Annotated in this window: 12 protein-coding genes and 1 pseudogene; 5 read left to right on the top strand and 8 right to left on the bottom strand. The window is 69.1% G+C overall.

What is annotated here, in order from left to right:
• Positions 1-502 precede the first annotated feature (502 nt).
• Positions 503-1,915, top strand: coding sequence for an APC family permease (locus tag KB201_RS10815; protein ID WP_211539258.1), 1,413 nt, complete (start codon positions 503-505; stop codon positions 1,913-1,915).
• On the opposite strand, the gene KB201_RS10820 is transcribed toward KB201_RS10815, so the two are convergent.
• From KB201_RS10820 to KB201_RS10835, 4 genes are all read right to left on the bottom strand, one after another.
• The gene (locus KB201_RS10820) at positions 1,908-2,516 is read right to left on the bottom strand and encodes a cold-shock protein (RefSeq protein ID WP_211539259.1); all 609 of its coding nucleotides are present in this window, start codon (positions 2,514-2,516) and stop codon (positions 1,908-1,910) included. The genes KB201_RS10815 and KB201_RS10820 overlap by 8 nt on opposite strands.
• A gap of 163 nt (positions 2,517-2,679) precedes the next feature.
• Positions 2,680-3,927 (bottom strand): oxygenase MpaB family protein, encoded by a 1,248-nt coding sequence (locus KB201_RS10825; protein WP_211539260.1) that lies wholly within the window; start codon positions 3,925-3,927, stop codon positions 2,680-2,682.
• Between the two features lie 110 nt (positions 3,928-4,037).
• Positions 4,038-4,835, bottom strand: a complete 798-nt coding sequence (locus KB201_RS10830) for a CPBP family intramembrane glutamic endopeptidase (protein WP_058253723.1) — start codon at positions 4,833-4,835, stop codon at positions 4,038-4,040.
• A gap of 74 nt (positions 4,836-4,909) precedes the next feature.
• Positions 4,910-5,662 carry a DUF2470 domain-containing protein gene (locus KB201_RS10835; RefSeq protein WP_058253724.1) on the bottom strand — a complete coding sequence of 251 codons (753 nt, stop codon included), beginning with the start codon at positions 5,660-5,662 and terminating at the stop codon, positions 4,910-4,912.
• Positions 5,663-5,820: 158 nt separating this feature from the next.
• On the opposite strand from KB201_RS10835, the gene pheA reads away from it, so the two are divergent.
• Together pheA and KB201_RS10845 are read left to right on the top strand one after the other, a co-directional pair.
• Positions 5,821-6,789 (top strand): prephenate dehydratase, encoded by a 969-nt coding sequence (gene pheA / locus KB201_RS10840; protein ID WP_211539261.1) that lies wholly within the window; start codon positions 5,821-5,823, stop codon positions 6,787-6,789.
• The gene (locus KB201_RS10845) at positions 6,789-7,448 is read left to right on the top strand and encodes a histidine phosphatase family protein (RefSeq protein ID WP_058253726.1); all 660 of its coding nucleotides are present in this window, start codon (positions 6,789-6,791) and stop codon (positions 7,446-7,448) included. Before pheA ends, KB201_RS10845 begins: the two co-directional genes overlap by 1 nt.
• 83 nt (positions 7,449-7,531) lie before the next feature.
• Here the strand turns inward: KB201_RS10845 and KB201_RS10850 are convergent, their stop codons facing one another.
• The 4 genes from KB201_RS10850 to KB201_RS10865 all read right to left on the bottom strand — a co-directional run bounded on the left by KB201_RS10850 (position 7,532) and on the right by KB201_RS10865 (position 10,480).
• Positions 7,532-8,032: a hemerythrin domain-containing protein gene (locus tag KB201_RS10850; RefSeq protein ID WP_211539262.1), complete on the bottom strand. Its 501-nt coding sequence runs from the start codon at positions 8,030-8,032 to the stop codon at positions 7,532-7,534.
• Between the two features lie 105 nt (positions 8,033-8,137).
• Complete coding sequence (locus tag KB201_RS10855; protein ID WP_058250909.1) at positions 8,138-8,488, bottom strand: metallopeptidase family protein; 351 nt, start codon at positions 8,486-8,488, stop codon at positions 8,138-8,140.
• 4 nt (positions 8,489-8,492) lie between these two features.
• Positions 8,493-9,626 carry a septum formation family protein gene (locus KB201_RS10860; protein WP_058250910.1) on the bottom strand — a complete coding sequence of 378 codons (1,134 nt, stop codon included), beginning with the start codon at positions 9,624-9,626 and terminating at the stop codon, positions 8,493-8,495.
• Between the two features lie 110 nt (positions 9,627-9,736).
• The gene (locus KB201_RS10865) at positions 9,737-10,480 is read right to left on the bottom strand and encodes a PaaX family transcriptional regulator C-terminal domain-containing protein (protein WP_211539263.1); all 744 of its coding nucleotides are present in this window, start codon (positions 10,478-10,480) and stop codon (positions 9,737-9,739) included.
• A gap of 121 nt (positions 10,481-10,601) precedes the next feature.
• On the opposite strand from KB201_RS10865, the gene KB201_RS10870 reads away from it, so the two are divergent.
• Together KB201_RS10870 and KB201_RS10875 are read left to right on the top strand one after the other, a co-directional pair.
• Positions 10,602-12,251 (top strand): acyl-CoA dehydrogenase family protein, encoded by a 1,650-nt coding sequence (locus tag KB201_RS10870; RefSeq protein ID WP_211539292.1) that lies wholly within the window; start codon positions 10,602-10,604, stop codon positions 12,249-12,251.
• 58 nt (positions 12,252-12,309) lie between these two features.
• A pseudogene (locus KB201_RS10875) lies at positions 12,310-13,281 on the top strand (crotonase/enoyl-CoA hydratase family protein).
• Positions 13,282-13,610 lie beyond the last annotated feature (329 nt).

The raw sequence follows: 13,610 nt of genomic DNA on the forward strand, positions 1-13,610 counted from the left end.
CGTCCGACGGCCCGGTCGCGGTCGCGACGGTCGCCACGCGGCGGACGAGGTCCACGAGACCGATCGTCGGGGATCGGCTCCGGCTTCTGGGTGGGCGCATACCCGCCGGGAGCGGGCCGCGCCGACGGTGGCGGCCGATCGGCCGGGGACGGGTGCGGGGGCCGGCCGGTGGGACCGGGGCCCGGCGCCCGGCGCGGGTCGGGACCGCGTGCAGGGATCCGCGGCATGGCCTGCGGATGAGCGGACGGACCGACGGCACCGGGAGGCGGGCGGTGGCCTTGTCCGGGTGGTGGCCCCGGGCGCGGAGACGGGCCCGCTGGCCGCCCGGGCGGCATCGGCGGTCCGGGGCGACCTCGCCGGAGGATCGGCGGGTCCTGCTCGTTCATCCCAACCAATGTACGCATGGGCGGTGGCGACGGATGTCGGTCGGTTGGTTGCCGACGTGGCGTCGAACCGCCCACATGAGGTCTCGTTCCGGACCGAACGGGGTACAGGACACGCCATGACCGACAAACACGTCGCCGACGCCACGTCGCAGGACTCCGGGAACGATGACGCCCGGACCGACGGCGGGCACACCCCGCTGCGTCGCGCCATCACCGGCAAACTCCTGTTCCTGTTCATCCTGGGCGACGTCCTCGGTGCGGGCATCTATGCGCTCGTCGGTGAGGTCGCCGGTGAGGTCGGGGGAGCGATCTGGGTGCCGTTGGCGCTCGCCCTCGCGCTGGCGATGCTGACCGCGGCGTCGTATGCGGAGCTCGTCACCAAGTACCCGCGGGCCGGCGGCGCGGCGGTGTTCGCGCGGCACGCGTACCGCCATCCGCTCATCTCGTTCCTGGTGGGGTTCTGCATGCTGGCGGCCGGGGTGACGAGCGCCGCCGGGTTGGCGCTCGCCTTCGCGGGTGACTACCTGCAGGTCTTTCTCGACGTGCCCACCACCGCGGCAGCCCTGGTGTTCCTGCTCGCCGTCGCGGCGCTGAACGCCCGCGGGATCACCGAGTCCCTGCGGGCCAACGTGGTGATGACCGTGGTGGAGGTCTCCGGACTCGTGCTCGTCGTCGTGCTGGCCGGGATCGTGCTGGGTCGCGGTGACGGTGAGCCGCAGCGGGTGCTGGAGTTCACCGACGAGACCACCCCGGCTCTCGCCGTGCTGGGCGCGGCGTTACTCGCCTACTACTCGTTCGTCGGGTTCGAGACCTCCGCGAACATGGCCGAAGAGGTCCGTGACGTGCGGCGGGTCTATCCGAAGGCGCTGTTCGGTGCGCTGATCGCCGCCGGCGTCGTCTACGTCCTCGTCGGTCTCGCCGTGTCGGTCGTCGCGCCACCCGAGCGCCTGGTGGAGTCGTCGGGCCCGCTGCTCGAGGTCGTCTCGATCGCCGATGTCGGGATCCCCGACCAGCTGTTCTCCCTGATCGCGCTCATCGCCGTCGCGAACGGCGCGCTGCTCACGATGATCATGGCGTCGCGCCTGACCTTCGGCATGGCCCGCGACGGGTTGCTGCCCGGTGCGCTGGCGAAGGTGCTGCCCGGTCGTCGGACGCCGTGGACGGCGATCGTCGCCACCACCGCCGTCGCGATGATCCTCTCGGCAACCGGGACCGTCGCGGCACTCGCCGAGACGGTGGTGCTCCTGCTGCTGTTCGTGTTCGTCAGCACCAACGTCGCCGTCCTCGTCCTACGCCGCGACCGCACGGACACCGACCACTTCCGGGCGCCGACGATCCTGCCCGTGCTCGCGGTGATCTCCTGCATCGTCCTGATGACGCAGCAGAGCGCGTCGACCTGGTTGCGTGCGGGCATCCTGATCGTCGTCGGACTCGTGCTCTATCTCCTCGCCCGTGTGACCGGGTCGGGTGGGCGCCGGGTCAACTACGACGACATCGACGACGGCGATCGCTCAGGACGCCTCACCTGACGCGGATGTTGTTCGCGCGGTAGTCGTATCCGTCCTGACTCGCTCGCTCGTACTGGAATCCGACGGTCTGCCCCGGCACCAGGTCCCGGAAACCGGTGCCGACGATCTCGCTGTAGAACGCCCACGCCCCGCCCGGGGTGGCGTCGGAATCGAGTACGCCCCATCCCTCTTCGCCGTTCCACGACCGAACGGTCCCGGTGGTGTTCGGGCCGAGGGCGGTCGGTGTCGGTGACGTCGGTGTATCGGTGAGGGCGGTCTCCTCGATCGTCGTGAGTCCGTCCGGTCCGGCGTCACCGACGCTGTGCCACAGGGCAGTTCGGAACACGCCATTGTGCTTCGGATCCGGCCGGGCCACCTCGGTCGGCCAGACCGAGAGCGCCACATATCGGCATCCGCTTTCCGGTGGCACAGCTATCGCATGGTCGAAGTCGACGACGGTCCCCGGACGCAAGCCGGGCAGGGACAGCTCGTCGAGATTCTGAACGGCCAGAACACGGACGACGAAAGTGGTCACGAGGACGGTGCCGGACAACGCCGGTGACTCGATGACACCCCAGCCCTCGTCGTGGTGCCATTCGCGGATCGTCCCGGTTGTCGACATCGGTCCACCGTAGGCGCCGGACCCGTGGCGCGACAGTGAATTACCGTTGGGGTACATCGCGTCCGGGTGGGCCTGAATGCCGCAACGTCAGGGGTGTTGGCGGAGGCATGGGGAATCCGCATGAGCTCGAGCCCGGGGTCCGGACACGACGTCATACGGCTTCTCAACGCTCCGCGAGCGATCCGATCTCGGGGGCGTCCGGGCCGAAGTGGCGGAAGAGTGCGCGGCGTCGGGAACGGGTGCCGGTCCATTCCAGATAGCGCGGACCGGCCGGTGTCCGTGCAATGACCTGGTACGCAATAGTGTTGCGGACCCACGCGAGACCGAACGCCCACGGCACCGCAGGGCGGAGACCGAGGTCGCGCATGCCGCGCACGCCGAGAAAGCCCTGCAGCATGCTCAGCAGGCGGGCGCGGGTGTAGCGCGCGGCGAGGCGGGGGAACAACCGGTAGTGCAAGCGGCTCTGGGCGTCGACGATCGCTGTCGTGAGGGCCGCGCCGGCGTCGGTCACGTCGTGCTGCGCCAGTAAGACCGCATAACTCAGCTGATGCTGGTCGCGTTCGGAGTCGAAGAGCCAGTCGTCGTCGACGCCGATCAGCCAGCCGACGTACTTCCAGAGGTGCATGAGGGCGCGGGAGTCGTCACGACTCACCGGGACGCCGAGGGCGCGGACCCCCATCATCAGTGCGCCGCTGAAGAGGTTCAGCGTCGCGGCGAGGTCGGACTGGTTGATCGGCAGACCCCACTGGTCGATGTCCCAGCGGCCGTTGTGCTCGTACCGCTCGTTGACCAGGGCGTGCATGAGGCGCACATGGACGGTGAGTCGCCAGCCGTCGCCGTCGCGTGCCATCCCGCCCGGTTCGCCGACCGCGATGGCCCAGGTCTGCGTCTCGCCGAGTCGTCGGATGACCGTGTTCCCGGTGAGGCCGCCGGTCGCGACCAGCAGGTCGGCGGGACCGCCGAAGCGGTAGCCGCCGATCAGGGAGAGCTGGAGCAGGACGTCGTTGGCGTTCTGGCCGAACCGCCGATAGACGGCGGCGCCGCGGTCGCAGAGAGCGGGATCGACCCAGTCCGGTGTCTTCTCGACGAGTGCGAAGAAGTCGCGCAGGGCGTCGGGCGCATCGGAGGGCATGTCACCGGCAAGTGCCTGCTCGAACTGGCGCATCGTGACCCGGCCGTCGGCGTCCCGCGGGAGGCGCATGGCCCGAACCAGCGCCGCGGCGGGTTCGTCCCGTGTGCGCAGCCGACGCCCGAGCTCCGCGAGCTCGTCGTCGCCGGGTTCACGGAGGTGGTTGTAGACCTTGAGCAGTCTGCCGATGCGCCGGCCGCGGGACTCGGCGGCTCGATGGCGTCGCGGGAAAGGGAGGCTCGCCGGCTCGGCGGTCGGGTCGGACGGCGCATCGACGGTCATGAGACGAATCTAGCGAATCATCTCACCCCGTTCAATGGTGGCCGGTAGGGGCGCACGGTCGGAGTGCGCAGTCGACGGGAAAGGCCGCACGGTCGACGATGTCTCGGTTCTCAGCCGACCCAGGACAGATGGTCGCGGAGCAGTCCGTAGCCGACGAAGGCGACCACATCGATGACCGCGTGGGCGATCACGAGGGGCCAGACGCGGCCGGTGACCTGGAAGAAGCGCCCGTAGACCACGCCCATGACCAGATTCCCGAGTCCGCCGCCGAAGCCCTGGTACAGGTGATAGCCGCCGCGGAGGATCGCGCTGGCGGCGAGCGACGCGTTGTCGGACACGCCGAGTTGTCGCAACCGGGTGATGAAGTACGCGACCACCACGATCTCCTCGGCGGCGGCGTTGCCGATCGCGATGAGCACCAGAACCGGCCACTCCCACCAGGTGTCGGCCTGGCTGGGCACCAGGCTCGCGTTGAGGCCCAGGGCCCGGGCCACGGCGACGAGTCCCAGGCCGGGCAGGCCGATGACGGCGGCGAGGACCAGTCCCGAGGGGATGTCGCGGCGCGGGGTCCACCGACCCAGACCGACACGTGACAGTCCGATCCCGCTGCGCCACAACAGGTATATGCCCAAGGCGGCGATGGCGAACAGTCGGAGGCCGCCCATGATCTGCCGGACGGCGTCGATGAGACCGAGGTCGGAGCGGCTGGGATTGAGTGCGACCGTGGTCTCGCCGATACCGCCTGCGAGCTGCGCCTCGAGCAGTGCGAGTGCCGCGGACAGCGCCGAGAACGCGAATGTGAGGACACCGACGATGACCAGTTCGACGATGATGCCGCGTCGTTCGGTCCGGTCGGTGACGACCGGGATGCCGTGGGGCGACGGTGTGAGGTACTCGCGCAAGGCCATGCCGGTCAGCCTAGGACCCCGCGATCCGTGGTGCGGATGCGTGATCCGCGGGCGGCGTTGCTACGGAAGCCGGGTCAGTCGGGCATCGAGTTCAGGAACGGGCAGCCCGCGAGATTCCGCAGCGCGCGGGACAGTTCGAACACGTCGGAGACCGGCCGCGCGAACGGGAGGCGGACGTCGGAGTCGCTGTCGAGTCCCTCGATGCGGAACCGGATGCCGAAGCGATCGAGGCCGAGCGGCCGCACCCGTCCGGTGCGCAGCTCGACGGGAAGCTTGCGGACCAGTTGTCCGACGATGTCGGCGTGGTCGCTGTCGAGATGTTCGAGCCAGCTGCCTTCGTGCTCCCAGAAGGGGTCGGGGTCGGCGTCGGCGAGCTCGGTGGCCGACACCGACGCCGCGCCGTCCGAGGACGCGATGACCGCGGTGTCGACCTGCAGGCGCATCATCGACGCGCCGTGTCCGATGTCGAGGAGACCGTCGTCGGGGTGTTCGCCCGCGATCTCGATGGCCAGGTCGCGTTCCAGGTCGCGCGGGACCTCGTGCAACGTGCCGTTCAGCCAGATCACCGAACGCACGCGTTCACGCAAGTCGATGGGTGCCCAGTCGGTGACCTCGAGCATGGCGGGCACGCCCTCGGCGCCGTCGACGGTCCGCATCGCGTCGCCGTCGGTGGGGACGAGGACGAAGGCCTGGGACTCGAAGAGGTGCACGACGTCGATCGGGGTGGCGTCCGCGCCCTCGACGGCCAGGATGGCGGAACCGCCGCGACGACAAGCCGTCTGGATCATCTCGGCATCCGTGGGGCGGTCGGTCGTCGTTCTCGTCATGACAGTCTCTCCGGTCGGCGTCGCGGGGCGCGGGTCGTATGAAAGGTAACCCTAACCTAAATACCCGGAGCGCACGCGTCAATGGTTTCGACACCCCTGCGTAGAGCCTGGGACACATGCGCGAAAGGGTCTCGGCAGGCCTGTTCCACTAGGCTCGTGTGGTGCCTGTGATCGCCTACTTCGGCCCGCCCGGAACCTTCACCGAGATGGCGCTCGACGCGGTCCTCGCCGAACAACAGTCCGCGGACGGCCTCGATCTGTCGGGCGGGGTCGACCGGGTCGCCGCGTCGAGTCCGGCCGCCACCATCGCCATGATCCGCTCCGGAGATGCCGACTACGGCTGTGTGCCGATCGAGAGTTCGCTGGAGGGTTCGGTGCCGGCGACGATGGACGCATTGGTGCCGCCCGCGGCAGACGCCGTCAACGGTCGGGTGCAGGCCTTCGCCGAGACGGTGCTCGACATCTCGTTCGCCATAGCCGCAGCCGCGCCGATGGTCGCGGCCGATGTCCGCACGATCGCCGCCTACCCGGTTGCCTCCGCGCAGGTGCGTCAGTCGATCGGTGAGCTTTTCCCCAACGCCGAGTTCGTGATCTCGAGCTCCAATGCCGCTGCCGCGCAAGATGTCGCGGCCGGGAAGGCGGACGCCGCGGTCACCACGGGGCTCGCGGCTCGCCTGTCCGGACTCGTCGTGCTCGCCGACGGTGTCGCCGACGCGCGGGAGGCGACCACGCGGTTCCTCCTGCTCGGCCGGCCCGGGGTGCCGTTGCCCCGCACCGGCGCCGACCGCACCTCGGTCATCCTCGAGCTGTCGAACGAACCGGGGAGCCTGATGGCGGCGATGAACGAATTCGCTTCGCGCGGAATCGACCTCACTCGTATCGAGTCGCGCCCGCAGCGTGACGAGGCCCAGGGCCGCAGCATCGCCGGCCGGTACCGGTTCTTCCTGGACGCGGTCGGACACATCGACGATGCGGCCGTCGCCGAAGCCCTTGCCGCCCTTCACCGCCGGTGCGAGCGGGTGGTGTTCCTCGGCTCGTGGCCCGCGGTGCGCACCACCGGCTCCGCGCCGCCGGACCACACCGAGTCGCTTGCATGGGTCGACTCGATGCGTCGGGGAGGGAAGTGATGGCGCGGCTGCATCTGGTCCGTCACGGTGAGACCACCTCGAACGTCATGCGCCGCCTCGACACCGCTCTGCCCGGTGCCGCACTCACCGATTTCGGTGCGCGACAGGGTGTTCGGTTCGGTCTCGAGAACGTGCCGGAACAGCACGCGGTGCTGCTCAGTTCACGCGCGCTCCGCGCCCGGCAGACCGCCGAGCTGATCGGGTCGGTGTGGGATGTGGAGACCGCGGCGATCGACGGCGTGCACGAGGTCCAGGCCGGCGAGCTCGAGGACCGCTCCGACCGCGAATCGCATGAGGTCTTCCAAGACATCATGCACCGCTGGCACGCCGGCGACCTCGACGCACGCATCCCCGGCGGCGAATCCCTCGCGATGGTCTACGACCGCTACCTGCCGACGGTCGAGGACCTCGCCGACATGTACCTCACCGGACCGGACCAGCGCGATGTGTTCCTGGTGAGTCACGGTGCGGCCATCCGCCTGATCGCCGCCCGGCTCGCCGGGATCGACTCCCGGTTCGCCGCGGCGACCCACCTCGGCAACACCGGTTCCATCGAACTCGAGTACTCCGACGGCATCTGGGTGTGCACGCGATGGGGCGCCACGACGGCCCCGTTCGAGATCGCCGACGAGCCGCTCGTCGACGAACCGATGGGCTGACGGCGTCCCTCCGTTCCCTGAGGAGCGAGCTTGCGAGCGTCACCCCGTTCCCTGAGGAGCGAGCTTGCGAGCGTCACGAAGGGTTACTTGATGATGGCGTCGACCGTCTTCTTCAGCGCCGAGGGTTGCGACGGGCGTCGGGGAGCCTTCTCCCGGCGACGCAGCATCTCCTCACCGATCTCCCGGAGTTCCTTGCGGCTCAGCGCCTCTCGGACCTTCGGGAACCACTCGTCCTCTTCCTCCCCGATGTGGTGCTCCACGTTCTCGATCAGGACGGTGGTCTTGGCGTCGAACCGCTCGTTGTCCGGTGAGAGAGCGGCCAACTCGACGACGAGTACGTCGGCGACGTGGTGCTCCTCGTAGGACTCGAGGATGTCGTCCTCGAGATCGGGGACCCGCTTGCGGATCTCGGGGTACATCACCTCGTTCTCGATGTAGGTGTGCACGGTGAGGGCCTCGATGATCTTGTCGACGATCTTGCCCTTGGTCTTCACGGCGTTGTCGCCCTGCGACCTGAAGTCGCGGAACAGTTTGCGGATCTCCTTGTGGTCGTCCCGGAGGATGACGATGGCGTCTGAGGACATGGACGTACTCCTGAGATAGAGGGCTGCTCGATCTGCTACCCCTCGTACCGCGTTCCGCCGCAGGTCAAACATCGAGTCGGCGGAATCGGGGCGCCGGCCACACCACTAGCCCCAACCGTTGGCGTGCAGCCACTCGTCGTCGATGCCGAAGTGGTGTGCGATCTCATGGACGACGGTGACCGCCACCTCGTGGACGACCTCCTCCCGCGAGTGGCACATCGCGAGGATGGGGTCGCGGTAGATGGTGATGGTGTCGGGCAGGAATCCGCCATAGTCGGTGGTCCGCATCGTCAGTGCCACACCGTGATACAGCCCGAGGATGCCGGGTTCTTCCGGGTTGTGCGGTTCGACGAGGATCACGACGTTGTTCATGGCGTCGGTCAGTTCGCCGGGGATGGTGTCCAGCGCGTCGGAGACCAGCCCGTCGAACTCGTCGTCGGACATGTACACGGCCATCGGGTCAGCCCGCCGGGGCCGGTGCTTCGGCGGGGTTGGGCGCGATGCCCGGCGGGAGCGGCACCGGCGTCGGCAGGGCCCGGCCCGGGGGCGCCTCCGGGGGTGCGACCGGCGCGCGCCCGTTGATCAGCAGAGCGCCGCCCTTGGCGTCGCCCACCAGGGTCGCGAAGCCGCCGCGCTTGTCGGGTAGCCCGAGGTAGCACACCACCTTGCGGCTGCCGGCGAGCCAACTCGGCTCGCTGAGCACCGACCACTGGACGTTGAGCGTGGTCGCGTCGAGCTGCTTGCGCCCGCCCACGAACCGTTCGGCTTGGACCGGGCAGATCGAGCCGAGGTAGCTGTTCTGGGCGCCGGTCGGCGGCCACGGCTTGTTCGACATCCGGTCGCCGAAGCGGACCGACAGATCGACGATCCCGGTCGTCTGGAAGGCATGCGGCTCAGCACAACTCACCGCGAAACCGGTCGGGGCGCGCGTTTCGGGATCGATGCCGACGCAGGTGCCCTCGGGCCAGACGTACGACTGGTTCTGGTCGGCGACCCGGCCGGAGAACTGGACCGGGGCTCCGTCGGCGCCGTTCTCCTGGACCCCGCACCGCAGCTGACGCGCGCCCTTGTCCCACTGCACCTGGGAGGGGTACATCATCCCGACGGCGAAGCGTCCCTGCGGGTCGAGGCGCCCGGCGAGATACTGGTCCACCATCACCGGGCACTGTTCGTCGCGGATCGTCGCGAACCGCTCGGCGCCGGGCCAGAGAGCGTCTTCGCCGAACTCCGCGCCGGGGATCAATGCGGTGTCGATGGCTCCCGCGACCTCGAAGCGGTGTTTCTGCTCGCACGGCACATCGACCGGCTGGCCGGGGTTGCCGGCCGGCCAGTCCAGACAGTCGCCCGCGACCGACTTGGTGAAGGCGTTCTCGACCAACCGCTCACCCTCGCCGATGTTGCTGCCGCCGACGCTGCCGCTGTCGTCGAAGACCCCCGCAGCGAAGGCGATCCCGCCGGCCACGAGTGCGCCGACGACGATCGCGCCCAGGACCACGAAGACCGGGTTGCGGGCGAAAGCGCCTGGTCGGCGGGGTCCGCCGGCCGGTGCGTCGGCGTCGGCGGGGTGGCTGCGGTCAGGGTCGGGCGCGTTCATCGGGATCCATCATGCCTAACGGATCGGACGGGGCACACCCTCGTGCGCCGATGGCCGGACCGAGCCGATGCACCGCATGACCGCGCCGGTCGGGTTCGGAGACCGGTTCCTCACTCCCCGTCGGGTGACAGGTGCCGGGCGGTGAGTCCGGTGAGCTCGCTGCGAAAGCCCTCGTAAGCCTCGCGGAGCCGATCCCCGGGCCAGGCGTCGGGGAGGAGTTCCGCGGGCAGGAGCGGGTCGCGGAGGATGTGCCGCACGATGGCGGCGGCGACCTCGAATCGATCGGCGACCGTCGCCGCGGCGGCGAGTGCGTCGAGCAATTCGTCCGCGGTCGCGGCCCAGGTCGACGGCGTGAACAGTCGTGCGGCCAGCTCGGTCGACGCCTCCTCGGGAGCCGCCCGGAAGAGGCTCAGACGGCGGCGCAGTTCGGGTGGGAGCTCGATGTCGAGGTTGGCCGGGCGGGCCCAGACACCCTCCCGGATCTCGCCGAGCCGGACCTTCCGCAGCGTGTCGCGCAGCAGGGCTCGTTCGGTCGAGCTCTCCGAACCGATCGTCACGATCGCGAGATCCCAGCTGCCGTCCCAGTCCCGTCGTGCGGGATGCAGGGCCCGGTCCTGGCGCAGCTGTCGTTCGACCAGGCGGGGCGAGAGTCGGCATCTGCCGTCGATGCGTTCCAGGTCTCCCGCCGCGACCAGTCGCGTCAGCGCCACCCGGACGGTCGATTCGCGGAGCCCGAGCTCGGTGGCCGTGGCCAGGAGCCCGTTGATCGACGCATCGGGGGAGTCGAGGCCGAGGAGGGCACTGAGGATGACCGATCGCGCCGTGAGCTTGGGAATGTCCACGCGTCCGGGCACGGCGACGATGCTATCGGGCGGGATCGGCTCGGCGGCGACGACGGGTATTACAAGACTCTGGCGCACAGCAGAATCATGTAATACCGTGGATCACGACCTCCACCAGGAAGCGGGTTCCGCCATGTCCACCCACGTCGTCACCAATCAGGTCCCCGAACTCGTCGGCTTCGACGCCGCGGACATTCCGGCCATCTCCGAGGCGGTTCATCGCGCGGGCGCCGACCACATGCTCGAGGACCTGCATCGGATCGGCCGTCTCGCCGGTGGTGCCGAAGCGCTCGGATGGGGCGACCTCGCCGAGTCCCGCCCGCCGGAACTGCGGACCCACGACCGCTACGGCAACCGGGTGGACGAGGTCACCTACGACCCCGCCTATCACCACCTCATGCGGACGGGTATCGGTTTCGGTCTCGGTGGTACCGCATGGTCGGATCCGAGTCAGACGGCGCACTTCGAGCGTGCGGTGAAGTCGAGCGTGTGGGGTTCGGTGGACGCCGGGCACGGCTGCCCGTTGTCGATGACCTACGGGGTGGTGCCGGCGCTGCGGGCCAACCCCGAACTCGCCGGGCTGTACGAGCCGCTGCTCGTCTCGACGACCTACGATCCCGGTCTCCGGGCGCCGCTGTCGAAAGCGGGGCTGACCGCCGGGATGTCGATGACCGAGAAACAGGGCGGCTCCGACGTTCGCGCGAACACCACCACGGCCGTCGTCCAACCGGACGGTACGTACCGCATCACCGGCCACAAATGGTTCACCTCCGCACCCATGTGCGATGTGTTCCTGGTGCTGGCGCAGGCGCCGGGAGGTCTGTCGTGCTTCTTCGTGCCGCGGGTGCTGCCCGACGGATCCCGCAACACCTTTATGCTGCAGCGGCTGAAGGCCAAGCTGGGCAACCACTCCAACGCGAGCAGCGAAGTCGAGTACGACGACACGGTCGGGTGGCTCGTCGGTGACGAGGGCCGCGGGGTGGCGACGATCATCGAGATGGTGAACATGACCCGCCTGGACTGCACCCTCGGCTCGGCGACCGGCATGCGGGTCGGCGTCGCCCAGGCCGCCCATCACGCCACCCACCGCCGGGCCTTCGGCGCCGCGCTCGTCGACCAACCGCTGATGCGCAACGTGCTGGCCGATCTCGCGGTCGAGTCGGAAGGAGCCACGATGACGGCACTGTGGCTCGCGGAACTGACCGACAAGGCGACCGCAGGCGACACTCGGGCGGATGCGCTGCGGCGGATCTCGCTGGCGGTCAGCAAGTACTACGTGTGCAAACGCGCCCCGATCCATGCCGCCGAATCGCTGGAGTGCCTGGGCGGCAACGGATATGTGGAGGAGTCACGGATGCCGCGGCTCTTCCGGGAGTCACCGCTCATGTCGATCTGGGAGGGGTCGGGGAATGTGGCCGCGCTCGATGTGTTGCGGGCGATGGCCAAACAGCCCGACACGGTGACCGTGTTCCTCGACGAGATCGACAGTGCGGCAGGGGCGGACCGGCACCTCGACGCCGCGGCCGACGAACTCCGACGCGAGCTGGGCGACCTCGACGCGATGCAATACCGGGCCCGGCGGGTCGTCGGCCGCATGGCCCAGCTCCTCCAGGCCTCCCTGCTGGTGCGGTACGGCCATCCGGCGGTCGCCGACGCGTTCGCCGCGAGTCGGCTCGGCAACGACCGGGGGGACGTGTTCGGCACCCTGCCGTCGGGGATCGACACGGCGTCGATCATCGAACGGGTGACGCCGAAGACCTTGCAGGACAACGTCCGTCATTGAGTCGTCCGGCTCGCGGCCGGCCGCGTGGCGCGACGACCTGCGCGACGGTGCGGACTCGTTGTTCGCCGGCCGCGCCGGACGCGAGCCGGATGCCGACTACCGCACGCTCACCTACGAGGTCACCGGCCGGATCGCCCGTATCACCTTCAACCGACCCGATCAGGGCAACACGATCACCGTCGACACCCCGTAGAACTGTCGCACGCGGTGGAGCGCGCCGACCTCGACCCCGGTGTCCACGTGATCGTCGTATCCGGGCGGGGCAAGGGTTTCTGCGGCGGATACGACCTGTCGATCTTCGCCGAGAACGGCGGCGACCCGTCGCAGGACGTCGATCCCCATACCGTCAACCCACGGACCGGCACCGTGCTCGATCCCGTTGTGCAGGCACGCAATCACGACCCGGTCCGCACCTGGGATCGATCCCATGATCGACTACGCGATGATGAGCAGGTTCAACCGCGGTTTCGCCAGCCTGCTCCACGCGAACAAGCCGACGGTCGCCAAGCTGCACGGGTTCGCCGTCGCCGGCGGCACGGACATCGCCCTCTACGCCGACCAGATCATCTGCGCCGACGACACCAAGATCGGCTATCCGCCGACCCGGGTGTGGGGCATCCCCGCCGCGGGGATGTGGGCTCATCGGCTCGGCGATCAGCGCGCCAAACGTCTGCTGTTCACCGGCGATTGCCTGTCGGGCGCACAGGCGCACGAGTGGGGGCTGGCCGTCGAGGCGCCCCCGGCGGACGAGCTCGACGACCGGACGGAGGCATTGCTCAAGCGGATCGCCCGCATGCCGATCAATCAACTGGTGATGGCCAAACTGGCGCTCAACAGTGCGCTCCTGGCCCAGGGCGTCGCGAATTCGGGCATGATCAGCACTGTCTTCGACGGCATCTCCCGCCACACCCGCGAGGGCTACGCCTTCCAGCAGCGGGCCGCGACCGTCGGGTTCCGGGACGCCGTCCGCGAACGCGATGAGATCAACGGCGACTGGAAGCGTGCCCAATTCCGTTCGCCGACAGAGTGATCGACGCCGCACTGACGTGAGCGAAGTGCGCCCCGCTCTGCTCCCTGAGCTGAGGAGCGTCCGGAGCTTGCGGAGGGCGCGGCCCCCACCGCCCCCTGAGTCTGAGGAGCGTCCGGGGCTTGTGGAGGGCGCGTCACGAAGGGTCCGGCGTCCGAGGCGGTGCCCCCCGGTGCACCCCTCCGGCGTCTGTGACTGGTGGGGTTTCTGTTCACCACAGTCCACCACGGTTCACCGCTGGGGTGCGAGTGACAGCGACTGTAGTGCAACAGGATTCGATGACTATGAGGCCTGTGGAGAATTCTCGTCGTCGAACGTGATTGCGAGTAGCT

Origin of the sequence: Gordonia sp. SCSIO 19800 (assembly GCF_018132775.1) — a bacterium.
Lineage (GTDB): Bacteria > Actinomycetota > Actinomycetes > Mycobacteriales > Mycobacteriaceae > Gordonia > Gordonia hongkongensis.